Origin of the sequence: Sedimentitalea xiamensis, from assembly GCF_030164465.1 — a bacterium.
Lineage (GTDB): Bacteria > Pseudomonadota > Alphaproteobacteria > Rhodobacterales > Rhodobacteraceae > Sedimentitalea > Sedimentitalea xiamensis.
Map to the genome: position 1 here is coordinate 59,518 of NZ_JASNJE010000011.1, position 20,180 is coordinate 79,697.

Genomic DNA, 20,180 nt, shown 5'->3' on the forward strand with positions numbered 1-20,180 from the left:
TTTCGCGTTTCCGGCCCCATCAGGTCATTTTGAGACAGGGAAAGAGGCGGACATGACGATTTCATTGCGCAAGGCGCGCACCATCATACGCAAGGCGCTGGAAAAGGCGCGAGAAATGGAGCTGAAACCGATGTCGGTGGTGGTGGTCGATGCGGGTGGCCATGTGCAGGCGTTCGAGCGCGAGGACGGCGCGGCGCCGGGGCGTTTCGCGGTGGCCCATGGCAAGGCTTTCGGGTCGGTCATGCTGGGCATGGCCGGCACTGCGCAGATGGCGCGTGCCGAACAGCAGGCCTATTTCATCGGCGCGATGAACGGGCTGTTCAACGGCCAGTTCGTTCCGGTGCCCGGCGGCGTCCTCGTGCGCGACAGGAAAGGCGCCGTGGTCGGCGCGGTCGGTGTGACCGGCGACACCTCGGACAACGACGCCATCGCGGCTATGGCCGGGATCGAGGCGGCCGGTCTGACCGGCGAGATCTGATCGGAGCGGAGCCCCGGACGTAGCGGGCCGCTGGCGAAAACGGCAGGGCCGCGGTCGCGCGCCATGGCTCGAACGAACGGCGGATAAAACTCCGATCTGAACCCGGTCTGCGGCGGAAGGGGGGCTGCGGATCTTTTCCTTGCCCGGGCAGATGAGCGACGCGGCTTGCCTTCCGGCGCGGCGCGGACGCGAGAGCCCGGCCAGCCACAACCGAGATTTCTGCAAGCGGCGGCACGGAATCAAGAACCTCTTCGCCCGCCTCAAGGACTGGCGACGTATCGCAGCCCGTTACGGCAGATGCGGCGAACTCTTCATCTCCGCGCTGAGCAAAACCCAGACCGCATGTTCTGGTCGCGAGTCCCGAGCCTGGATCAAATATTGTATTAAATATTAAATTTTGCTAGCATTTGGCCAATAACAAGAGCCGCGCCGATTCTGCGGCCAAGACAACCGGGAGAGACAGCCATGCGCTTTGGCGCGGACATGGCCGTGGCCGTTGCGGCTGTCACGGTTGGAACGGCGATATTGCTCTTGTTGCCAGCGCAGATTTCGGGTGCGCATCTTGGCGATATTTCGAACATGGACTCGCCGGCATTCTTTCCGATCCTCAGCGGTGCATTCCTGATCCTCAGCGGTATCGCGCTCGGCGCACAGAAAGCCATTCAGGGTCCGCGTGACGCTGACCGCATCGCTCCCTTCTTCGAGAGCGGTATCGGCATCATCCGGCTCTTGTCGATCGCGGCTCTCCTGGTCGTCTATCTCTTTGCCATCCGCATGATCGGGATGGTCGTTTCCTCCATGGTGCTGATCCTTGTCATGGCGCCAATGCTCAACTTCCGGAACCTGCGGGTCATTCTGCCCTCTGCCCTGATATTTCCGTTTTGCGTCTACGTTCTGTTCGAGAAAGTGCTGCGGATCTTGCTGCCGCACGGAGGGATCTTCTGACCATGCTGGACCTGATCGCCCAAGGTCTGGCCCTTGTCATGACCCCCTTGAGCATCGGCGCCGCCGTCTTGGGACTGGCGGCGGGGATCGTTGTCGGCGCATTGCCCGGGCTGACGGCAACCATGGCGGTCGCGGTGCTCAGCCCGTTCACCTTCTTCCTTGATGCCACGATCGGGATTCCTTTCCTGCTCGGCATCTACAAGGGGGCAATCTACGGCGGTTCCATCCCCGCGATCGTGATCAATACGCCGGGCACCGCGGCTGCGGCCGCCACGGCGCTCGACGGGCATGAACTGGCCCGGAAGGGACAGGGCAGGCGCGCATTGGAGATGAGCCTTTACGCTTCCGTCATCGCGGACATGCTGGCGACGATGGTGCTGATCTTCGTCGCCGCACCGCTGGCGACCGTGGCGCTCAAGTTCAGCTCGCCCGAGTTCACCATGCTGTTCCTGTTCTCGCTGACCATGGTGTCCGCGGTCAGCGGCGACAGTCTGACCAAGGGGCTGATCAGTACCGCCCTTGGCATCGGGCTTGCGATCATCGGGCTGGAACCGATGACGGGCCAGATGCGCTACACCTTCGGAATGCCCGACCTGATGGGCGGCATCTCCCTCATTCCGCTGCTGATCGGCATGTTCGCACTGAGTGAAATCCTTCTTCAGGCCGAACGCGGCGCACCAGCGATCGACGCGGTGGGCCAGCAAAGGAACGAGCGCGGCGCAAGCTGGCTCGATGTCAAGGGGTCGATGCGGACGATCCTCCGCTCCTCGGGTGTCGGCGTGGTGCTGGGCGCCTTGCCCGGCCTTGGAGCGGAAATCTCCTGCTGGATCTCCTACGGGCTGGCCAGGCGGGGCTCCAAAAAGCCCGAGGAATTCGGCAAGGGCTCGATCGAAGGCGTCGCTGCGGCCGAGGCCGGCAACAACGCCGTCTGCCCCGCCGCCCTGATCCCGATGCTGGTGTTCGGCATTCCCGGCGATACCATCACTGCCGTGCTGCTGGGTGCCTTCATGGCGCAGGGCCTGCTGCCGGGGCCGCTTCTGTTCACGAAGTCGGGTGACATTGTCTACGGTCTGTTCGTTCTGCTGATCCTGACCAATATCCTGCTGTTGATCTTCGGCTACTTCGCCATCCGGCACCTCAGAAAGATCACGCTGGTCCCGTCAGGCATCCTTTACCCGCTGGTCACCGTGATGTGCTTTGCCGGGGCTTACGCGGTGAACTCCAGCATCTTTGACCTCGTAATCATGGTGTGCGGCGGTTTCGCCGGCTACCTGATGCGCAAGACAGACGTGCCGATCCCGCCCTTGGTGATCGCCGTGCTGCTTGCGCCCGGACTGGAAAGCGCCCTGCGCCAATCGCTGGTGTTTTCCGACAACAGCCTCTCGATCTTTGTCAGCCGACCGATCAGCGGGGCCATCGTGCTTCTCCTCGTGACTGTCCTGTCGTGGATGGCCTTCCAGACACTCCGCAAGCGGGCACGGGCGAGAACAGCAGAAGAATAACCATAACAAGGAGGTAAGAATATGCGCATTATCAAGGGACTGGCGCTGGGGGCGATTCTCGGAACGCTCGGCGCGTCGGCCACGCTGGCCGAGGAATTTCCCGAAAAGCCGATCCGGTTCGTGACACCGTACCCGCCGGGCGGCTCACACTCGCTGCATGCCGGCATCATCACCACGGTGGCCGAAGCATATTTCGGCCAGCCGATGATTTCGGTCATCCGGGCAGGGGGCGGCGGCGTCGTCGCTGCCGCCGAACTGGCCCAGGGTGACGCCGACGGCTACTCTGTCCTGTTCGGGGATCCGACTATCAACTCCCTGCGCCCTCAGGTCGAGGATCTGCCCTATGACATCGACGCCTTCGTGCCGGTGGCGCGGATAAACTATTCGCCCGCCGTGTTCGTCGCGGCGGCGGATGCGCCGTTCGACGACCTGGACGGGATGATCGCCTATGCCAAGGAAAACCCCGACAAGCTCATCTACAGCTCTGACAACAAGAACGGCTTCACCTATGTCGCCTTCGAGATGCTGAAGCTGAAGACGGGAACCCAGATGAAAGGGATCGAGTTCGGCGGCGGGGGGCCGGCTATCGCCCAGGTGCTGGGGGGCAACACCATGGCCTATGCCGGCGCGCCCAGCGTGGTCGGCGATCATATCGAAGCCGGCACCCTGAAGGCGATCTGCGCCACCGACCTTGAGCGCTGGGAAAAGTTGCCCGACGTGCCCACATGCCAGGAAGCGGGCGTGGATATCGTCTGGCACTTCTGGCGCGGCGTGCTGGCCAGGGCCGGAACCCCCGAGGACCGTGTCCAGATGATGAGCGACGCCTTCGGCAAACTGGTCGAGGACGAAGGATTCCTGCGCCTGATCAACACGATCAATTCGCGGGTCGGCTATCTTGATGCCGAAGCCTTCGGCGAGCTTCTTGCCCGCGAGCAGAAAGACCTGAAGGAACTGTATGACGCCATCGGCGGCTGACCGGCTTTGTCAACGCAAACCGCGGCAAGGGAACCCTTGCCGCGGCTCGGTTTCGACGATCTGGCAACTACAGGAACATGACCATGCCAAGCACGACTCTTGTGGGCTGTCAGCTTCTTCCCGGCGACCGCCCCGAGCGGGAGAACGGACCCTTCGATATCGTCCTGCGCGGCTCGCACATCGCCGATGTGCGGCCGACTGGCGAGACCCCGCCAGAGGGCAGGGTGGTCGATGCCCGGAATAAACTTGTCACCGCGGGGCTGATCAACGGCCATCACCATTCTCACGAGCATTTCTACAAGGGGCGCTATGACAATCTGCCCCTGGAACTCTGGATGAACTACGTGCGCCCGGTCACACCGCTGCCGCTGACCGCGCGCGATGTCTACCTGCGCACGCTCATAGGCGCGATCGAGGCAGTTCGCACCGGCACCACGACCCTGGTCGACGATCTGAACGTCAGCCCCGTTCTTGTGCCCGAGCATGTCGAGGCGGCTGTCAGCGCTTACGAGGATATCGGCCTGCGCGCCCTGATCGGCGTCTCGCTGTTCGACCGCCCCTTCTTTCGCGCCGTCCCCTTTGTCGAGGAAGAGTTTCCGCCTGAGTTGCTGGAGCGCCTGTCGCAGACGAAATCCACTCCCCCGCACGAGGTGCTGGCCTATGTCCGTGGATTGCTGCGCAGCCGCCATCCTTCGACCGACAGGGTGTCCTACCTGGTGTCCCCCTCGGCGCCACAGCGATGTTCGGACGCGTTCCTGATCGATGCACGCGCCCTTGCCGATGAATTCGACCTGCCGGTGAACATCCACATTCACGAAACGCGCCTGCAAGCCGTCACCGCGCAACGGATGTATGGCAAGACGATGTTCCAGCATCTCGATTCCCTTGGCTTCCTGAAGCCCAAGACCAGCCTGATCCATGCGGTCTGGCTGACGCCCGAGGATATTGACACCATCGCGCGCAGCGGAGCCAGCGTGCAGCACAACCCGACCAGCAATCTCAAGCTCGGCTCGGGCATCGCGCCGGTTCGCCAATTGCTGGATGCCGGGGTGAACGTCAGCTTGGGCAGCGACGGCTGCGGCTCGACCGAGACGTTGAACATGATGCGCGTCGTCAACATGGCCGCGTTGGTGAACAAGGTCGCGGATCAGGAACCCGAACGATGGGTCGGCGCGAAAGAAGCCTGGCACGCCGGCACGATCGGCGGTGCCACGGCGCTTGGCCGCGCCGACGACCTGGGCCGAGTCTGCCCCGGTTATTCGGCTGACCTGACGGTGTTCCGCCTGGACAGCATTTCCTTCGTGCCCGCAAACAACCTGTTGCATCAGCTTGTCTTCGCCACCGACAGCGCAGCCATCGACAGGGTCTTCGTCGCAGGAGAGGAAATCCTGGCCGATGGAAAGCTTAGCAACATCGACGAGGCCGCCCTGATAGATGAAATCCTTGAACGTCACGCGGAAATCGCGCCGTTGCTGAAGCAGGCCGAACAGGAAACGGACCGTTTCAAGGAAGCCTACAGACGGATCTATACGCGCTGCGAAACGTGCGCGATCCCCCCCGAAACCATACCCGCCCGCCTGTCGGGCGGACCCAGTCCACGGAAAGAAGCCGAGAGAACCCCGCATGCCCGAATTTGACCTCATCATCCGAAATGGAACCGTCATCACTGCATCCGACCGATTTGTCGCGGATATCGGTGTGCGCGACGGAAGGATCGCGCAGATTTCAAGGGGGATGGAAGGCGCGGATGAGGTAATCGACGCGACCGGCCTGTTGGTGATGCCCGGCGGGATCGACAGCCATGTGCATTTCGCACAGCCCACATCGGACGGCACCGTCATGGCGGATGATTTCGAAACCGGCACCCGCTCGGCCGCCGCGGGCGGCAACACCACCGTTCTGCCCTTCGCATTGCAGGAAAAAGGCAAGTCGCTGCGGGAATGCGTGAAGGCGTATCATGCCAAGGCAGAGGGCAACTGCTTCATCGACGTATCCTTTCACATGATCATTTCCGACCCCACACCGCAGGTGCTGGGCCAGGAACTGCCTGCGCTGGTGAAGGACGGGTATACGTCGTTCAAGGTTTTCATGACCTATGACGACCTGATGCTGACCGACAGGGAATTGCTGGAAGTCTTCGATGTCGCCAGGCGCGAGGGGGCGCTGGTGATGGTGCACGCCGAAGGGCATGATGCGATCAAGCACATGGCCGCCCGCCTTGAGCGGGAGGGCAAGACTGCTCCCTACTATCACGGCATCGCCCATTCCCAGATCGCGGAACGTGAGGCGACCCATCGCGCGATCAGCCACGCCCAGCTGTGCGAGATCCCGATCATGATCGTCCATGTCTCGGGTGAAGATCCAATGGAACAGATCCAGTGGGCACGTCGGCGCGGCCTGAACGTGCTGGCGGAAACCTGCCCCCAGTACATCCAGCTGACCATGGACGACCTGAAGGGATTGAACATGGACTTCGAGGGTGCGAAATACGTCTGCTCGCCGCCGCCGCGCGACTCGGCGAGCCAGGAAGCAATCTGGCGCGGCATCAAGGACGGCACCTTCGACGTGTTCAGCTCGGACCACGCCCCCTTCCGTTATCAGGGGCGCAACAATACAGGCAAAGACAACCCCAACGCCCGCACCTCGTTCCGGTGGGTGCCGAACGGCATTCCCGGCGTCGAAACCCGACTGCCGATCCTGTTCTCGGAAGGGGTCAGCAAAGGACGAATAACAGCCGAACGGTTCGTCGCTCTGACGGCAACGAACCCGGCGCGGATCTACGGACTATATCCGAAGAAAGGTTCGATCGCGATCGGGGCGGATGCCGATATCGTGCTGTGGGATCCCGAGATGGAAAAGACAATTACGCAAGGCGCTTTGCATCACGGCTCGGACTATACGCCCTACGAAGGGCTGGAGGTCAAGGGCTGGCCCGTCCGGACCATCTGCCGCGGTCGCACCGTGGTGCGCGACAACAAGATCGTCGGCGCGAAAGGGGGCGGGGAATACTGCACCCGCGCCCGGTCCGAGATGGTCTAGGTCTTGTGCTGCGATGTCGCTTTCTCAGCCGCCATCGCCCGCATCTGAACCAGAATCCGGCAGGTTTCCTGGCCGGAACTGATCAGGTGCGCGCGCCAGATCCGGTGCACCTCGTCCGGCTTGCGCTGGCGCAGGGCCTCCATCAGGTCCTCGTGATCCTGCAAGGCCGAAAGCCGGTGTTCACTCGACGCCAGCGCAAGGAAGCGCACCCGCTCAGCCCGGCGGGCCAGCTGCGAGCGGACCTCGCCCAGGATTTCATTGCCGGAATATTCGACCAGGAGGTCGTGGATCTTCTTGTTGAGGGCAAAGTAGGACTTCGTCTCACCCCGCCGGGAAAAATCGCGCATGTCGCTGTGCAGCGCTTCGAGCTTTTCAAGTTGGGCCGGCGTGATGCGGGATGCGGTCAGTTCCGCCGCCAGCGCCTCAATCCCGGAGATCACATCGAACAGCTTCACCGTGTCTTCCACGGTGATCGGGGCCACCCGCGCGCTTTTGTTCGGCACAAGCTGAACCAGCTTTTCCCCGGCCAGGACCTTTAGTCCTTCACGGATCGGGGTCAGGGACACATCCAGCGTCTCGGCAAGCCTAGTCACGTCGATCTTGTCGCCCGGCGCCAGCGTGCCAGACACGATCATTTGACGAAGATGGGTCACCACGTAGTCGTGCAACGATTGACGGTTGATGGGCTTTCTGACGCGCTTTGCACCCTGAGATGCGACCGTGGGGCGTGCCTGCAATGCCATGACTTCCTCCAATTCCGCTCCACCGGGATGCCCGGAGAATTTCTTCATGCTCCGCCGGGCGACGCTGTCGCCAAGCCGAATCAAAGGTCGAACATCGATCCCCAGCGCGACAGGCCCTTGGTGTCACGGCCCGCGGTGCGGAGGCCGCCCCATACCGCGGCAGCCGTGGAATCCAGGATCGGAATCCCGGTTTCCTGTTCCAGTTCGCGCGCGATCGCTGCGCCCTGCATGTTCGTGCACATTATGGCAATCGCACCGGGCTTGCTCTCTGCAACCTCATATACAAGGCGGCGCACCGTGTCATGCGTCGCGTTGGAAAAAGCGAAATTGACGGTTTCACCCAAGTGGCGTTCCGCGCGGCACTCGAAGCCGGCGATCTTGTAGTTGGCGACGATCAGCCGCTGTACGTCCTCGACGTAGGGCGTGACAAGGCCGAAGGAGTCCACGTCGAGCCGTTCAAGCGCCTCGTTGATCGCCAGCACCGAGGAAGACGCCGTAATCCCTGTCCGGTCCTTGATCATCTCACACATCTCGCGGTCCTTTTCGAAACCCAGCCAGCTTGCCGAAGTGCCGCTCCACACAATGGAGTTTACACAGGCGTCTGCCAAAAGGTCCGCGGCAATCATCTGGGGCTCAATTCGGAACTGTTCATTGGATTTGTCGCTCAGCGAAATTTCTTTGACCCGAAAACGAGAGAAATGCGCGCTCGCGTTCGGAACATCAGACATGATTGCGCTTGTCAGCGGTTCCAGCACGGTGTTCGAAGACGGCGTCAGAACGCCGATCAATGTCCTGTTTCTCTGATCCATCTTCTTTCGGTTTCCCGGCCTCCGGTGACGTGCTGCTTTTAATATAATAATGAATACAATATATAGATGGTTTGGCTTGTTCAATATCCCACGCCCAGGAAACACATCGCGCTGACATGCGAGATGAGGCGCCCCTGGTGTCCAGGACACCTGCCTTGGTGATGATGGTCTTCGGTGCAGCCGACATGGGAGCGGTCGTCCCCTTCGCGCCGCGGTTCAACACCGCGGCGGGTTTCTTCTGCGCCGCATTCGAGACGCGCACCGTGTTGACGATGGCGCTACGCTTGCCGTCATGACCCTGGCGGCGCGTCACGCTTCAATCGGGCGATAGACACAATCCGCCAGAGAACTGCGGTTGAGATCCGCAAGGAAGGCGGCTTCGGCGTCGGCCAGCCGCGCTTTCAGACGGCAGTGCGGCGTCAGGGTGCATGCGACGCCGCCAGGCAGGAAACACTCGACCAGCGCCTGATCTGCCTCGAGATAGGCAACGACATCGCCCAACCGAATGTCCTCGGGGCGCCGCGCGAGCATCGCACCGCCGCCGCCGCCGCGGCGAGTATCCAGATAGCCGATGGCCGACAGCGACGAGATCACCTTGGCCAAGTGATTGCGCGACACACGGAACTCTTCGGCCAATTCCGCCGTGGTGAATGGCTGGTCGGGCGAACCCGCCATCCGCATGAGGACACGCAGCCCGAAATCGGTGAAGGACGTAAGGCGCAAAAGGTAACTCCATGATTTGGTATTTACAATGCGCATTACACAAGTGTAATCCGTAAATCAAATGCCAATTGACTCGAAAGAATCCTCAATCTCCGGGAGCTTTGCCATGACAGCCACCACCGCCGAAGCCCCGACAGAAACGGACGCTTTGATCGATCATATCCTGTCGCGCTACCACCAGACCCACCGTTCCGAGCTGCCCGGCCTGATCGAACTCGCCGAAAGAGTCGGCACGGTGCATGCCGGGGATCCGCAGTCGCCGAAAGGTCTGGCGGAAGCCTTGACCGCCCTCGGCCGCGAAATGGAGGAACACATGGCGAAGGAAGAGATGATCCTTTTCCCGGCGATGCGCGCGGGCGGGAGACCAGGCATCGAGCATCCCCTCGCAGTCATGCGCGCCGACCATGACGATCACGCCGAAGGCATAGAGCAGATCCGCGAAATGACCGACAACCTGACGCCTCCCGATCACGCCTGCGGGTCCTGGCGCGCGCTCTATGCCGGAACGGATAAGTTCCTCGATGATCTGACCGCGCATGTCGCGCTGGAAAACGACGTGCTTTTCCCGCGCTTCGAACAGGGCTGAGGAAAGGCAAAGGTCATGCGTCTTGCGACGGTTTCGGCGGAGGAGCGTGGGGAAACCGACCGCCTATTGGAGGCCGTGGTCGCGCAATTGCGCAAAGACGGTTTCAAGGTTCTCGGCGCTCTTAAGGCCACCGGACAGGATGGGGCAAACATCCACTGCAACAGCGATTTGTGGTTGTTGCCGGATGGGCCGGTGGTTCGGATCATGCAGGATCTGGGCACCGGATCGAGCGCCTGCCGGATGGACGCCGCTGCGCTTGAGGATGGCGTCGGCCTTTCTGCCGCACGCCTGGCCGCGGAGGGGGCCGATCTGATCGTGCTGAACAAGTTTGGCCTGAGCGAGGCCGAAGGGCGCGGGTTCCGCACCCTGATCGCCGAGGCGCTTGGCCGAGGGGTGCCGGTTCTGACGGGGTTGACCGACACCCACCGCTGCGCCTTCGAACGTTTTGCCGATGGGATGGAAACGGCGCTGCCGCCCGAAGAGGCGGCAATCCTCAACTGGTGCCGAACGGCCGTCCGGCCGCACCCCACCATTTTCGAAGAGGTGTGAATGCTGTTCACAGATACCGAAATGCCGACGCCGGCGCTGATGACCTACATCCGGGAGCGTTTCCTCAAGGCCCACAGGCAGGAACTGCCGGAACTCGTCAGGCTGGCCCGCAAGGTGGAAACCCGACACGCAGACGACGTCGATGCACCGCACGGCCTTACGCAGGCACTGCAAGCCGTCACCCGGCGTCTCGAGGCACATATTCATCAGGAGGAAGCGGTTGTCTTTCCCGCGTTGAAAGAGGGGAATTTCGGGCAGGTGCAAGATGCATTCGCCCGCTTGCGCCATGACCACGCGGACCACGAGACCGCGCTGAACCGGATCGCGGCCATTACGCACGGATTCCGTCTGCCGCCCGACGCCTGCGGATCCTGGCGCAGGCTCTATGCCGGGCTCGGCAAACTGGCGGAAGATCTCGACGAACACAGATACCTCGAGAACGAGGTGCTCTTTCCGCGGTTCGAAACGGAAATGCAATCGCCCGGACATGAAACGGTTCGGCGATGACCCACTCAATCCCTTCTGTCATACCGCCCAGGCCGTCCGGACCCGGATCTGCCGCGCGTGCAATTCGAATGCCTAAGTCATGAGCGCAAGCCCCGATACATTCTTCCGCGCCACCGGCCCGGCTATGCCCGTCCTCGCCCGGCTGTCCTGCTTGATCGTGCAACCGGTCCTGAACCGCGTGGTCCGGCGTATCGCAAGGCAGCATCCGTCACTCTTCGCGCGGCTCGGGCCACATCAGGGGACCGATTTCGTGATCGATCCGGTGGAACTGCCATTTGCCCTGCACCTGCGGCCAGATCCGCAAGCGCTGCTCTTCCGGGCTGTCCCGCGCGATGCGGCACCCGAGGCCGGCGCCACAATCCGGGGGAAGTTCATGTTGCTTCTGGAGTTGATCGACTCCGAAGAGGATGGCGATGCCGCGTTCTTTTCCCGCGACCTGGAGGTAACGGGCGATACCGAAGCCGTGGTGCGGCTTCGCAATGCGCTCGACGATGTCGATGGGTCCATTGCCGAGGAAACCGCCGAGATGTTCGGCCCCGCCGGCCGCGCCATTCTGGCAAGGCTGCGACGCGCCTATCCAACGTGAAGAAAGGATATCCCGCCCCATGAGCCTAGCCGAACTGATCTGCCCGGCCGGTACGCCGGCCGCCCTGCGCACCGCCGTCGATGCCGGCGCCGATGCGGTTTATTGCGGCTTTCAGGATGCCACCAATGCGCGCAATTTTCCCGGCCTGAACTTCACCCCCGACGAACTGGCCGCCTCGGTCGTCTATGCGCATGAAAGGGGCGCCAAGGTGTTGCTGGCGCTGAACACCTACCCGCCTGCGGGCAAGGTCGATCTGTGGCGGCAGGCCGCCGATACCGGCGCGCGGCTTGGGGTGGATGCCTTCATCGTCGCGGATATGGGCGTGGCCGACTACATCGCGCGTTCCCATCCGGGATCTCGCCTGCACCTGTCGGTTCAGGCCGCTGCTTCCAGTCCCGAAGCGATCCGGTATTATTGCGAGAATTTCGGTGTGAAGCGCGTTGTGCTGCCGCGCATCCTGACGATCCCCGAGATCCGCGAGATCCGCAAGGAAATCCCCTGCGAGATCGAGACTTTCATTTTCGGCAATCATGGATTGATGGTCGAGGGCCGATGCAGCCTGACCAACTACCTGACCGGGCAATCGACCAACATGGACGGGGTGTGCTCTCCGGCCTCGGACGTGGAATACAAACGCCACGAGGACGGATCGATGTCCTCGCAACTCGCCGGTTTCACCATCGACTGCTTCGGGTCCGACGAAAAGGCAGGCTACCCGACGATCTGCAAGGGCCGCTACACGGCATCGCACCGGCCCGAGGGCTATTATGCCTTCGAGGAGCCGATCAGCCTGAACCTCTCCCGGCTGCTCCCCGACCTGATCGACGCCGGAGTGCATGCGTTCAAGATCGAAGGGCGCCAGCGGTCCAAGAGCTATGTCCGCGGCGTGGTTTCGACCTTCCGGCAGGCCGTGGACGACATTCGCGCGGGACGCGCGGCGAATATCGCCGACCTGGTTGCCCTTACCGAGGGGCAGAAACAGACCCAGGGCGCGTTCGAGACAAAGAAATGGCGGTGAGCGACATGACGAAACTGACCCTTGGCCCCATCGCCTATCACTGGTCCGCCGAAACGCGGCGGGACTTCTACGCCCGTATCGCCGACGAAGCGCCGGTCGACGAAGTCTATCTGGGCGAGGTGATCTGCTCCAAGCGTGCGCCCTTCCACGAGGGCGATCTGCCCGCCACGATCGAGCGGCTGGAGCGCGGCGGCAAGACGGTGATCCTGTCGTCTCTGGCCGAGGTCATGTTGAAACGCGAACGCAAGGCGACCGCCGATCTCGCCAGCATGGATAGCCCGGAAATCGAGATCAACAATGCCGCGGGCCTGTTCGCGCGGGGGAAACGCCCGCACCGCATCGGCCCCTTCATGAACGCGTATAACGAGGCGACAATCGCCTGGATGGCCGCTCAGGGCGCGACACATGTCTGTTTGCCTGCCGAAATGCCGGGTCCGGCGATTGCCGTGGCCGCGGCGGCGGCGCGCGACCTTGGGTTGGGGGTGGAAGTCCAGGTATTCGGCCGTGTTTCGCTCGCGGTGTCAGCACGGTGCTACCACGCGCGCGCCCATGGCCGGACCAAGGACAACTGCCAGTTCGTCTGCGAGGAAGATGCCGACGGCATGCCATTGCGCACCACCGACGACCGCCCGATCCTTCGCGTGAATGGCATTCAGACCCAGTCGGAAAGCTACATGGACCTGATGCCTGAAGCCGGACAAATGATCGCTTGCGGCATCACCCATCTGCGGCTGATGCCGCAAGCGATTGATATGGTGGCGGTGGCCACCGTCTTCCGGGATGCTCTGGATAGCACCCGTGGCTTGGACGCGGCGGAAGCCGCGCTGCGCGAACTTTGCGGCGGGACTTCGTTTTCCAACGGGTTCTATCACGGTCAGGCAGGGTATCGGCGCATAGCCGCAGCCGCGGCGGTCTGATCGGGGAAGGGCCGGTCACAGGACGTATCGGGCCGCTGCGCTTTCCCAACCGGCTGCGTCGGGATGTGCCTCCTGCCGCCAGGCGTGGGATGGGCGGCAAGCCGGTCGCTCACTGCGGCCTTGTCCGAGGCCCGCCCCGGTGAGAACCTGATCGCCGCCGGCAGGCCACGGCGATCGGCCAATGCATTGATCCTGGCGCGCAATCCGCCGCGAAAAGGGCCGAAGGCGTGATCTTCGCCCCCTTTTCCCGAGGCGGCATGCCGATGGGCGCGGAAAAAGGAACTGCCAATGGATTGCATGCTTTGCGGCGATTTTTCTGCAAGCGTTTCAAAGGCCCGCACCTCAAGACACGCCTCTGGACCACTCGCGCCACTCCCCCGGCTTGCCGGGAAGAAGGGGCCGGATCAAGCCCCGTTCGAAATCCGCCAGATTGAAACGCCACGGCTGACCTGCACCGTCGGAAATGAAACGCAAGCGTCAACACCTGAGAAACCCGTTCACGGGTTTACAGCCGAGGGATCAGCCCAGGATCACGCCGACGACCACGAGCATCAGTCCGATCACGGACAGGAACAATGCGCCCATGTTCACGGGCAGGACCGATTGCAGGATGGCGCGCATCTGGTCGTCGGCAAGCTTGGCGCGCCGCGCCCTGGCGACGCGCAGAATGCACCAGACCAGGCCGCAAAGTCCCACCAGAGACAGGGCCGCGCCGGCCCAGATCATGATTTCATACATAGGGAACTCCGGGTTGGTATCTGTGCGTTGCGCCTAGCGGATGATCCCGCATGAGGCAACCGGGATGTCGGGCCGGCCGCGTTCACCGGATGGGGTTCCGTCTTGCGGACCGGCCGCTGCGGGCGTATCCGGCAGGTTCCACGCCACGCAAGACTCACGGAGAGCCCGGACATGAGCGATACGAACACGGACACCAGTTACCGAGTGACAGCGACCGAACTGCGACAGTTCATCGAACGGGTCGAACGCCTTGAAGCCGAGAAAAAGGACATCGCCGATCAGCAGAAAGAGGTCATGGCCGAAGCCAAGGCCCGCGGCTATGACACCAAGGTGATGCGCAAGGTGATCGCGTTGCGCAAGCGCGACAAGGACGACATCGCCGAGGAAGAGGCGATTCTCGAGATGTACAAGGAAGCGCTGGGGATGAACTGAATCCCGCCGGGATCAAAGCGGGAACCGGACCAGGCCGCCGGGGTGGCGGTCTCCCGCGTCACGCGGTCCCGACATCCGTTCTTGCAATCGAGACCGATTTCACCACCGCGTGGACATTCTCGTTTTCCTTCAGGACCATGGCGTCCGCCGAACGCCGGGTGATCCGGGCGAGCAGGCGGTCCTCGCCCGATTGCATCTGCACGATCACGCCGGGTCCGTTGCCTTCGTGCAGGGCGATGATGCGGACCGGCAGGATGTTCAGCGCCGACAGGCCGACAGGGGCATCGCGGGACAGGATGACGTCCTGCGCCAGGATGCGGACGCGCGTTGTCGTGCCCGGTGCGACGTCCATCCGTGGCAGGAACAGCCGGCCGCCGGAAATGTCGAGTTCGCTCAACCCGTCGGCGTGATGGGCCCTGACCTTCGCGGGCAGCACCGCGCCGGCCTCGCGCACCCCCAGCTGCCGGACCATGTCCGGGTCCGACAGGATCTGTTCCGCGCGTCCGGACCGGGCCACCCTGCCGGCTTCCAGGACGACGACGGTCGTGGCGAGCCGGGCGACCTCGGCAACCGAATGGCTGACGTAGAGAACCGGGATATCCGTCTGATCGCGCAGGCGTTCCAGAAACGGCAGGATTTCGGCCTTGCGGGCGGAATCCAGCGCGGCGAGCGGTTCGTCCATCAACAGCATCCGGGGCCGCGACAGCAGCGCCCGTCCGATGGCGACCCGCTGCTTTTCGCCGCCGGACAGGGTGCCGGGCCGACGGTCGAGCAGGCCCGCGATGCCAAGCAGGTCGCAGACATCGGCCAGCGAAAGGCCGCCGGAGCCCGCCGCGAACCTCTGGCCGAAGGTCAGGTTCTGGCGCACAGACAAGTGCGGGAAAAGCCGCCCGTCCTGAAACACATAGCCCAGGCGGCGCTTGTGAATCGGCAGGGAGATGCCGGCCTCTGCGTCGAACAGGATCTCTCCGGACAGTTCGATATGTCCGCTTTCCGGTCGTAGCAGGCCGGCGACGGCGTTGATCACGGTGGTTTTCCCGGTTCCGGAGCGTCCGAACAGCGCGGTGATTCCGGTGGGCGCCTGAAAGGCGATGTACAGGTCCAGCGCGCCGAGACGATGGGTTATGTCGACCGAAAGGCTCATGCGCCGGCCACCCGCCTTGCGGCCCGCCGCGCCAGAAGTTCGGACACCAGCAGGGCCGACATCGCCACCACGACGGACACCACCACGAGGCGCAGCGCCGAGGATTCGCCGCCGGGCACCTGCAGGAACGTGTAGATGGCCGATGGCAGGGTCTGGGTCTGTCCGGGGATGTTGGATACGAAGGTGATCGTCGCGCCGAACTCGCCCATCGCCTTGGCGAAGGCCAGGACCGCTCCGGCAATCAGTCCCGGCAGGATCAAGGGCAGCGTGACCGTCGCAAAGACCCAGAACCGCGATGCGCCAAGGGTCGCGGCGGCGTCTTCCAGCTTGGGGTCGACGGCTTCGATCGCCAGCCGAAGCGCGCGCACCAGCAACGGAAAGGCCATGATTGCCGCCGCCAGCGCGGCCCCGGTCCAGCGGAAGGCGAGCACCAGGCCGAACGCGTCTTCCAGCCAGGCCCCCAGCAGGCCCCGGCGGCCGAAGGTCAGCAGCAACAGGTATCCGGTCACGACCGGCGGCAGGATCAGCGGCAGATGCACCAGCCCGTTCAGCAGTTGCTTGCCGCGAAACTGCCAGCGGGCGAGCGCATAGGCCACGAGCACGCCCAGCGGCAGGCTGAGCAGGGTGGACCAGAACGAGACCCGCAGGGACAGGGCCAGCGCCTGCCACTCCGCCGGTTGCAGCCAGTCGGTCACGAACCGCTCTCCGCCAGGCCAAATCCCTGACGCAGGAAGACTTCGGTTGCGGCCGGAGTACGCAGAAAATCCAGAAACGCCTGCCCTTGGTCCTGCGCCGGTCCGGCGACGACAGCCGCCGGGTAGAGGATTGGCGGATGGCTTTCCGGCGGGAACAGGCCGATCACGCGCACGCGCGGGTCTGCGGCGGCGTCGGTCGCATAGACAATGCCGAAATCCGTTTCCCCCATCGCGACCAGCATCAGGGCCGCGCGGACATTGTCGGCCTGCGCCACCTTGGGTTCCACCGCGTCCCAGACGCCCAGCGACTGCAAGGCGGATTTGCCGTAGATTCCGGCGGGCACCGCGTCCACCAGCGCCATCGCCAGTTTTCCGCTGCCCAGTTCCCCCGCCAGATCGAACCCCTGTGCGATGGCAAGATCGGTCTGCACGTCGCGGCCCGCGATCAGCACCAGCCGGTTGGTCAGAAGGTTCACCCGCGAAGCGGCGTCGATCAGACCGCCGGATTCGAGCGCGTCCATCCACGCGGTATTGGCCGAGATGAAGACCTGCGCCGGCGCCCCATACTGGATTTGCCGCGCCAGGGCCGCGCTGCCGCCAAGCGATACCACCGCCGTGCCGCCGCCTTCTGCATAGAGGGCAGAGATCTCATCGAGCGCGGTTTTCAGGCTGGCGGCGGCGAAAACGGTGATGGCTTCGCCCGCCGGGGCCGGTCTGGGCGCGCCGAGCAGCGCAGCGCCGACAAGCACGAGGCCGAACAGGACAGCTGCCATCCGGCGTCGGATCGGCTCGGGGATCATCTGTGTCGGTCTCCGCCAGAAAACATGAGGACAGGTATCGCAAGCCGCGGCGACGCGATGCAAGTGGAATTGCCGCAGCGCTCCTAGGGGAGGATCACCTGAACCCCCGGAATGTCCCGGATGCGCTGCATGTCGGCGTCGTAGATTTCCGTGAGGTCCGCGACGAGGTCCTGCGTCCAACCCGGCAGATCCAGTTCTTGCTCGAATTTCTCCGGAATGGCGAACCTGTCCAGAAAGGACACCATGGCGGCGCGTTTCTGCGGCTCGGTCAGTTTCGGGTGCTTTTGCAGGTAGGCGCGAAAACCGGCCATCCCTTCCGCGGTCATGATCTCGCCCAGAAGATCGAACCCGCCGGTGATCTTTCGGCCCGGTTCAAGCCCGGCCATCCGGCGTATGATCTCTGCCCAGATCAGCGGCGTGTCTTCGTTGCACCAGATGGTCAGCGGCAGATCCGGGGCGGTGGCGCGCATTTCCTTCAAGCAATCGGACCACCGCAGGCTGCGGGGGTCTTCCCCGTCCAGGGCCTCTGCGAGCTGCTGCGGGCCGGCCTTGCCCAGAACCTCGGGGAGGAAGCTGGCCGGATTGCGGATACCCATGAAGAGGTCCAGCCGGTCGCCGGCGAACAACCGTTGCATCTGCGCCACCCGCGCCGGGGCCGACGGGTAGAACTGACCGCCGGAAACGGCCTGGCGCCTGGACCCGAAGAAGAACGCATTGGACAGGATCATCCGATCCGCCGTTTCGTTGTCCAGGATGGCCTCCATCACCACATCGCGGGCATCGGGCGCGATCCCGGAGGTTTCCATCGCGCGAAAGGTCTGCCCCAGCAGGTCGCGGTATTTTCCGGGGCCGGGAACGGCGACCCCCCGGTCGGAGAATTCCTGATGGTTGCGCAGAAGACACTTCAAGATCCTGTCCTCGTCGGTGCAGTGCACGCCGGTGTGGAGAATGACATGCATGGACGGTGGCCGACCTTCCCGACAGATGCTGATCCTCGTCAGCTACCGCTTTGGCGACGGAGCGTCAAACCGCTTGACGTGCGGCCGGACGCCCGCGCGCCGCGACCGGCGCGGCATCTGGCCGCTTGACCCCAGCGCCTTGCGCCGCCATGAAACGGGACCAGACCGCCGATCGATCGCGCGGTGCAGGAAACCGTGACCGAAGGACGATCCATGGCCCGTGCGCAAACGGCGAACATTCCGGCAGCCGCCGCCCCCGGCGCGACCGAAGAGCGCGCCCGCTCAAAGGAGATCACCGGGCTGAAGGCCCTGTGGCCCTTCATGTCGCCCTATCGCGGGCTGATCGTCGCGTCGATGATGGCGCTTGTGCTGACCGCCTGCGTGTCGCTGACGCTGCCCTTGGCGGTGCGCCGGGTGGTGGACAATTTCCGGGTCCGGGACGGGGCCATTCTCAACAATTATTTCATCGCGGCCCTTGCCATAGCAGGCTTGCTGGCGGTCGGCACCGGGCTGCGCTACGCGCTCGTGACCCGGCTGGGCGAACGGGTGGTCGCCGATATCCGCATGGCCGTGTTCGACCGGGTCATCGGAATGAGCCCGGTGTTCTTCGAACGGATCATGACGGGCGAGGTCCTGAGTCGGATCACCACGGACACGACGCTGATCCAGTCGGTGCTCGGCTCGTCGATTTCCATCGCGCTGCGCAATGCGCTCATCCTGGTTGGCGGGCTGGTCCTGATGCTGCTGACATCGGGAAAACTGACCGGACTGGTCATGCTGATCGTGCCCGCCGTGATCGTGCCCATCCTGGTTCTCGGCCGGCGTCTGCGGGTACTCAGCCGGGAAAACCAGGACTGGATCGCCGCCAGTTCCGGAAATGCCTCCGAAGCCCTGGGCGCGGTTCAGACGGTTCAGGCCTTCACCCATGAAGCCGTCAGCCGCCGGCAGTTCGCCGAGATGACCGAAACCGCGTTTTCCGTGTCGCGGCACCGGATCCGCGTCCGCGCCCTGATGACGGTGATCGTCATCTTCCTGGTCTTCACCGGCATCGTCGGCGTTTTGTGGATGGGTGCGCGGGACGTGCGCGACGGCGCGATGAGCGAAGGCGCGCTGATCCAGTTCGTGATCTATTCGGTCATGGTGGCCGGGTCCGTCGCGGCGCTTTCGGAGATCTGGGGCGAATTGCAGCGCGCGGCAGGGGCCACGGAACGGCTGGTCGAACTGCTGAATAGCACCGATAGCGTCCAGGACCCCGCCCGGCCTGTCAGCCTGCCGGAGCCGGTGCGCGGCCGGATCGAATTTCTGGATGTGTCCTTCCGCTACCCTGCGCGCCCGGACACCGTTGCGCTGGACGACGTGGCGCTGGACATCGCGCCGGGCGAAACGGTCGCTTTCGTCGGGCCTTCGGGGGCTGGCAAGACCACCATCATCCAGCTGATCCAGCGGTTCTATGACCCGGACGGCGGGCGGATTCTCCTGGACGGGGTGGCCCTGACCGATATGTCGCGGGATGCGTTTCGCAAGCATATCGCGCTGGTGCCGCAAGATCCGGTGATCTTCGCCGGCTCGGCCCGCGAGAACATCCGCTTCGGGCGTCCCGATGCCAGCGATGCCGAAGTGGAACAGGCGGCGCGCGCCGCCGCGGCCCACGACTTCATCATGGCGCTGCCCGACGGTTATGCCAGCGAGGTTGGCGAACGGGGCGTGATGTTGTCGGGCGGGCAGAAACAGCGAATCGCGATTGCCCGCGCCATCCTGCGGGACGCGCCGGTCCTGCTTCTGGACGAGGCGACCAGCGCGCTGGACGCCGAAAGCGAACGGGCGGTGCAGCGCGCCGTCGACGAGCTCAGTTCCGGCCGCACGACATTGATCGTGGCGCACCGGCTTGCGACCGTGAAGAAGGCCGACCGGATCGTCGTCATGGATCAGGGGCGGATCGTGGCGCAAGGATCGCACGATCAACTGGTGGCGCAGGGCGGGCTTTATGCGCGGCTGGCGCGACTACAGTTCACCGACGGGCTGGCCGCGGAATAGG

Annotated in this window: 23 protein-coding genes; 15 read left to right on the top strand and 8 right to left on the bottom strand. The window is 63.7% G+C overall.

What is annotated here, in order from left to right:
* The first annotated feature begins 52 nt into the window (after window positions 1-52).
* The 6 genes from QO034_RS10885 (at window position 53) to hydA (ending at window position 6,939) form a co-directional block, all read left to right on the top strand.
* A complete protein-coding gene (locus tag QO034_RS10885; protein WP_284485559.1) occupies window positions 53-478 on the top strand; it encodes a GlcG/HbpS family heme-binding protein in 426 nt (141 codons plus the stop codon).
* Between the two features lie 465 nt (window positions 479-943).
* Window positions 944-1,423: a tripartite tricarboxylate transporter TctB family protein gene (locus QO034_RS10890; RefSeq protein ID WP_284485560.1), complete on the top strand. Its 480-nt coding sequence runs from the start codon at window positions 944-946 to the stop codon at window positions 1,421-1,423.
* Window positions 1,424-1,425: 2 nt separating this feature from the next.
* Window positions 1,426-2,925: a tripartite tricarboxylate transporter permease gene (locus QO034_RS10895; protein ID WP_284485561.1), complete on the top strand. Its 1,500-nt coding sequence runs from the start codon at window positions 1,426-1,428 to the stop codon at window positions 2,923-2,925.
* A 21-nt stretch (window positions 2,926-2,946) separates the two neighbouring features.
* Complete coding sequence (locus QO034_RS10900; protein ID WP_284485562.1) at window positions 2,947-3,900, top strand: Bug family tripartite tricarboxylate transporter substrate binding protein; 954 nt, start codon at window positions 2,947-2,949, stop codon at window positions 3,898-3,900.
* Window positions 3,901-3,983: 83 nt separating this feature from the next.
* The gene (locus QO034_RS10905; RefSeq protein ID WP_284485563.1) at window positions 3,984-5,537 is read left to right on the top strand and encodes an amidohydrolase family protein; all 1,554 of its coding nucleotides are present in this window, start codon (window positions 3,984-3,986) and stop codon (window positions 5,535-5,537) included.
* Window positions 5,524-6,939 (top strand): dihydropyrimidinase, encoded by a 1,416-nt coding sequence (gene hydA / locus QO034_RS10910; RefSeq protein ID WP_284485564.1) that lies wholly within the window; start codon window positions 5,524-5,526, stop codon window positions 6,937-6,939. The genes QO034_RS10905 and hydA overlap by 14 nt, the downstream gene beginning before the upstream one ends.
* Here hydA and QO034_RS10915 read toward each other — a convergent pair.
* Complete coding sequence (locus QO034_RS10915) at window positions 6,936-7,682, bottom strand: GntR family transcriptional regulator (protein ID WP_284485565.1); 747 nt, start codon at window positions 7,680-7,682, stop codon at window positions 6,936-6,938. The genes hydA and QO034_RS10915 overlap by 4 nt on opposite strands.
* An 80-nt stretch (window positions 7,683-7,762) precedes the next feature.
* Entirely contained in the window at window positions 7,763-8,470 is a 708-nt protein-coding gene (locus tag QO034_RS10920; RefSeq protein WP_284485566.1) for a maleate cis-trans isomerase family protein, read from the bottom strand.
* Between the two features lie 176 nt (window positions 8,471-8,646).
* Between QO034_RS10920 and QO034_RS10925 the strand changes: the two genes are divergently transcribed.
* On the top strand, window positions 8,647-8,787 hold the full coding sequence (locus QO034_RS10925; protein ID WP_284485567.1) for a hypothetical protein: 141 nt from the start codon (window positions 8,647-8,649) through the stop codon (window positions 8,785-8,787).
* Between the two features lie 13 nt (window positions 8,788-8,800).
* Here the strand turns inward: QO034_RS10925 and QO034_RS10930 are convergent, their stop codons facing one another.
* Complete coding sequence (locus QO034_RS10930) at window positions 8,801-9,214, bottom strand: Rrf2 family transcriptional regulator (protein WP_284485568.1); 414 nt, start codon at window positions 9,212-9,214, stop codon at window positions 8,801-8,803.
* Between the two features lie 106 nt (window positions 9,215-9,320).
* Here QO034_RS10930 and QO034_RS10935 point away from each other — a divergent pair, with 106 nt between their 5' ends.
* The 6 genes from QO034_RS10935 to ubiV all read left to right on the top strand — a co-directional run bounded on the left by QO034_RS10935 (window position 9,321) and on the right by ubiV (window position 13,377).
* Window positions 9,321-9,800 carry a hemerythrin domain-containing protein gene (locus QO034_RS10935; RefSeq protein WP_284485569.1) on the top strand — a complete coding sequence of 160 codons (480 nt, stop codon included), beginning with the start codon at window positions 9,321-9,323 and terminating at the stop codon, window positions 9,798-9,800.
* Window positions 9,801-9,815: 15 nt separating this feature from the next.
* The gene (locus tag QO034_RS10940) at window positions 9,816-10,349 is read left to right on the top strand and encodes a DUF2478 domain-containing protein (protein WP_284485570.1); all 534 of its coding nucleotides are present in this window, start codon (window positions 9,816-9,818) and stop codon (window positions 10,347-10,349) included.
* The gene (locus tag QO034_RS10945; protein ID WP_284485571.1) at window positions 10,350-10,856 is read left to right on the top strand and encodes a hemerythrin domain-containing protein; all 507 of its coding nucleotides are present in this window, start codon (window positions 10,350-10,352) and stop codon (window positions 10,854-10,856) included.
* Between the two features lie 79 nt (window positions 10,857-10,935).
* Complete coding sequence (gene ubiT, locus QO034_RS10950) at window positions 10,936-11,442, top strand: ubiquinone anaerobic biosynthesis accessory factor UbiT (protein WP_284485572.1); 507 nt, start codon at window positions 10,936-10,938, stop codon at window positions 11,440-11,442.
* A gap of 19 nt (window positions 11,443-11,461) precedes the next feature.
* Entirely contained in the window at window positions 11,462-12,460 is a 999-nt protein-coding gene (ubiU, locus tag QO034_RS10955) for a ubiquinone anaerobic biosynthesis protein UbiU (RefSeq protein WP_284485573.1), read from the top strand.
* A 5-nt stretch (window positions 12,461-12,465) separates the two neighbouring features.
* Entirely contained in the window at window positions 12,466-13,377 is a 912-nt protein-coding gene (gene ubiV, locus QO034_RS10960; RefSeq protein ID WP_284485574.1) for a ubiquinone anaerobic biosynthesis protein UbiV, read from the top strand.
* A 519-nt stretch (window positions 13,378-13,896) separates the two neighbouring features.
* Here the strand turns inward: ubiV and QO034_RS10965 are convergent.
* Window positions 13,897-14,115 carry a hypothetical protein gene (locus tag QO034_RS10965; protein WP_284485575.1) on the bottom strand — a complete coding sequence of 73 codons (219 nt, stop codon included), beginning with the start codon at window positions 14,113-14,115 and terminating at the stop codon, window positions 13,897-13,899.
* A 171-nt stretch (window positions 14,116-14,286) separates the two neighbouring features.
* Between QO034_RS10965 and QO034_RS10970 the strand changes: the two genes are divergently transcribed.
* Entirely contained in the window at window positions 14,287-14,547 is a 261-nt protein-coding gene (locus QO034_RS10970) for a DUF2312 domain-containing protein (protein ID WP_284485576.1), read from the top strand.
* A gap of 58 nt (window positions 14,548-14,605) precedes the next feature.
* Here the strand turns inward: QO034_RS10970 and modC are convergent, their stop codons facing one another.
* From modC to QO034_RS10990, 4 genes are all read right to left on the bottom strand, one after another.
* Window positions 14,606-15,691 carry a molybdenum ABC transporter ATP-binding protein gene (gene modC, locus QO034_RS10975; RefSeq protein WP_284485577.1) on the bottom strand — a complete coding sequence of 362 codons (1,086 nt, stop codon included), beginning with the start codon at window positions 15,689-15,691 and terminating at the stop codon, window positions 14,606-14,608.
* On the bottom strand, window positions 15,688-16,386 hold the full coding sequence (modB, locus tag QO034_RS10980; RefSeq protein ID WP_284485578.1) for a molybdate ABC transporter permease subunit: 699 nt from the start codon (window positions 16,384-16,386) through the stop codon (window positions 15,688-15,690). The genes modC and modB overlap by 4 nt, the downstream gene beginning before the upstream one ends.
* Complete coding sequence (gene modA, locus QO034_RS10985; protein WP_284485579.1) at window positions 16,383-17,186, bottom strand: molybdate ABC transporter substrate-binding protein; 804 nt, start codon at window positions 17,184-17,186, stop codon at window positions 16,383-16,385. Before modA ends, modB begins: the two co-directional genes overlap by 4 nt.
* 83 nt (window positions 17,187-17,269) lie before the next feature.
* Window positions 17,270-18,145: a hypothetical protein gene (locus tag QO034_RS10990; RefSeq protein ID WP_284485580.1), complete on the bottom strand. Its 876-nt coding sequence runs from the start codon at window positions 18,143-18,145 to the stop codon at window positions 17,270-17,272.
* 213 nt (window positions 18,146-18,358) lie between these two features.
* Here QO034_RS10990 and QO034_RS10995 point away from each other — a divergent pair, with 213 nt between their 5' ends.
* Window positions 18,359-20,179, top strand: coding sequence for an ABC transporter transmembrane domain-containing protein (locus QO034_RS10995; RefSeq protein WP_284485581.1), 1,821 nt, complete (start codon window positions 18,359-18,361; stop codon window positions 20,177-20,179).
* The last annotated feature ends 1 nt before the right edge of the window (window position 20,180 follow it).

Bases quoted from the DNA above. Each gene is read 5' to 3' on its own strand.
- QO034_RS10885 (WP_284485559.1), top strand. From the start codon at position 53: ATGACGATTTCATTGCGCAAGGCGCGCACCATCATACGCAAGGCGCTG.
- QO034_RS10890 (WP_284485560.1), top strand. From the start codon at position 944: ATGCGCTTTGGCGCGGACATGGCCGTGGCCGTTGCGGCTGTCACGGTT.
- QO034_RS10895 (WP_284485561.1), top strand. From the start codon at position 1,426: ATGCTGGACCTGATCGCCCAAGGTCTGGCCCTTGTCATGACCCCCTTG.
- QO034_RS10900 (WP_284485562.1), top strand. From the start codon at position 2,947: ATGCGCATTATCAAGGGACTGGCGCTGGGGGCGATTCTCGGAACGCTC.
- QO034_RS10905 (WP_284485563.1), top strand. From the start codon at position 3,984: ATGCCAAGCACGACTCTTGTGGGCTGTCAGCTTCTTCCCGGCGACCGC.
- hydA (WP_284485564.1), top strand. From the start codon at position 5,524: ATGCCCGAATTTGACCTCATCATCCGAAATGGAACCGTCATCACTGCA.
- QO034_RS10915 (WP_284485565.1), bottom strand. From the start codon at position 7,682: ATGGCATTGCAGGCACGCCCCACGGTCGCATCTCAGGGTGCAAAGCGC.
- QO034_RS10935 (WP_284485569.1), top strand. From the start codon at position 9,321: ATGACAGCCACCACCGCCGAAGCCCCGACAGAAACGGACGCTTTGATC.
- QO034_RS10940 (WP_284485570.1), top strand. From the start codon at position 9,816: ATGCGTCTTGCGACGGTTTCGGCGGAGGAGCGTGGGGAAACCGACCGC.
- QO034_RS10945 (WP_284485571.1), top strand. From the start codon at position 10,350: ATGCTGTTCACAGATACCGAAATGCCGACGCCGGCGCTGATGACCTAC.
- ubiT (WP_284485572.1), top strand. From the start codon at position 10,936: ATGAGCGCAAGCCCCGATACATTCTTCCGCGCCACCGGCCCGGCTATG.
- ubiU (WP_284485573.1), top strand. From the start codon at position 11,462: ATGAGCCTAGCCGAACTGATCTGCCCGGCCGGTACGCCGGCCGCCCTG.
- ubiV (WP_284485574.1), top strand. From the start codon at position 12,466: ATGACGAAACTGACCCTTGGCCCCATCGCCTATCACTGGTCCGCCGAA.
- QO034_RS10965 (WP_284485575.1), bottom strand. From the start codon at position 14,115: ATGTATGAAATCATGATCTGGGCCGGCGCGGCCCTGTCTCTGGTGGGA.
- QO034_RS10970 (WP_284485576.1), top strand. From the start codon at position 14,287: ATGAGCGATACGAACACGGACACCAGTTACCGAGTGACAGCGACCGAA.
- modC (WP_284485577.1), bottom strand. From the start codon at position 15,691: ATGAGCCTTTCGGTCGACATAACCCATCGTCTCGGCGCGCTGGACCTG.
- modA (WP_284485579.1), bottom strand. From the start codon at position 17,186: ATGATCCCCGAGCCGATCCGACGCCGGATGGCAGCTGTCCTGTTCGGC.
- QO034_RS10990 (WP_284485580.1), bottom strand. From the start codon at position 18,145: ATGCATGTCATTCTCCACACCGGCGTGCACTGCACCGACGAGGACAGG.
- QO034_RS10995 (WP_284485581.1), top strand. From the start codon at position 18,359: ATGGCCCGTGCGCAAACGGCGAACATTCCGGCAGCCGCCGCCCCCGGC.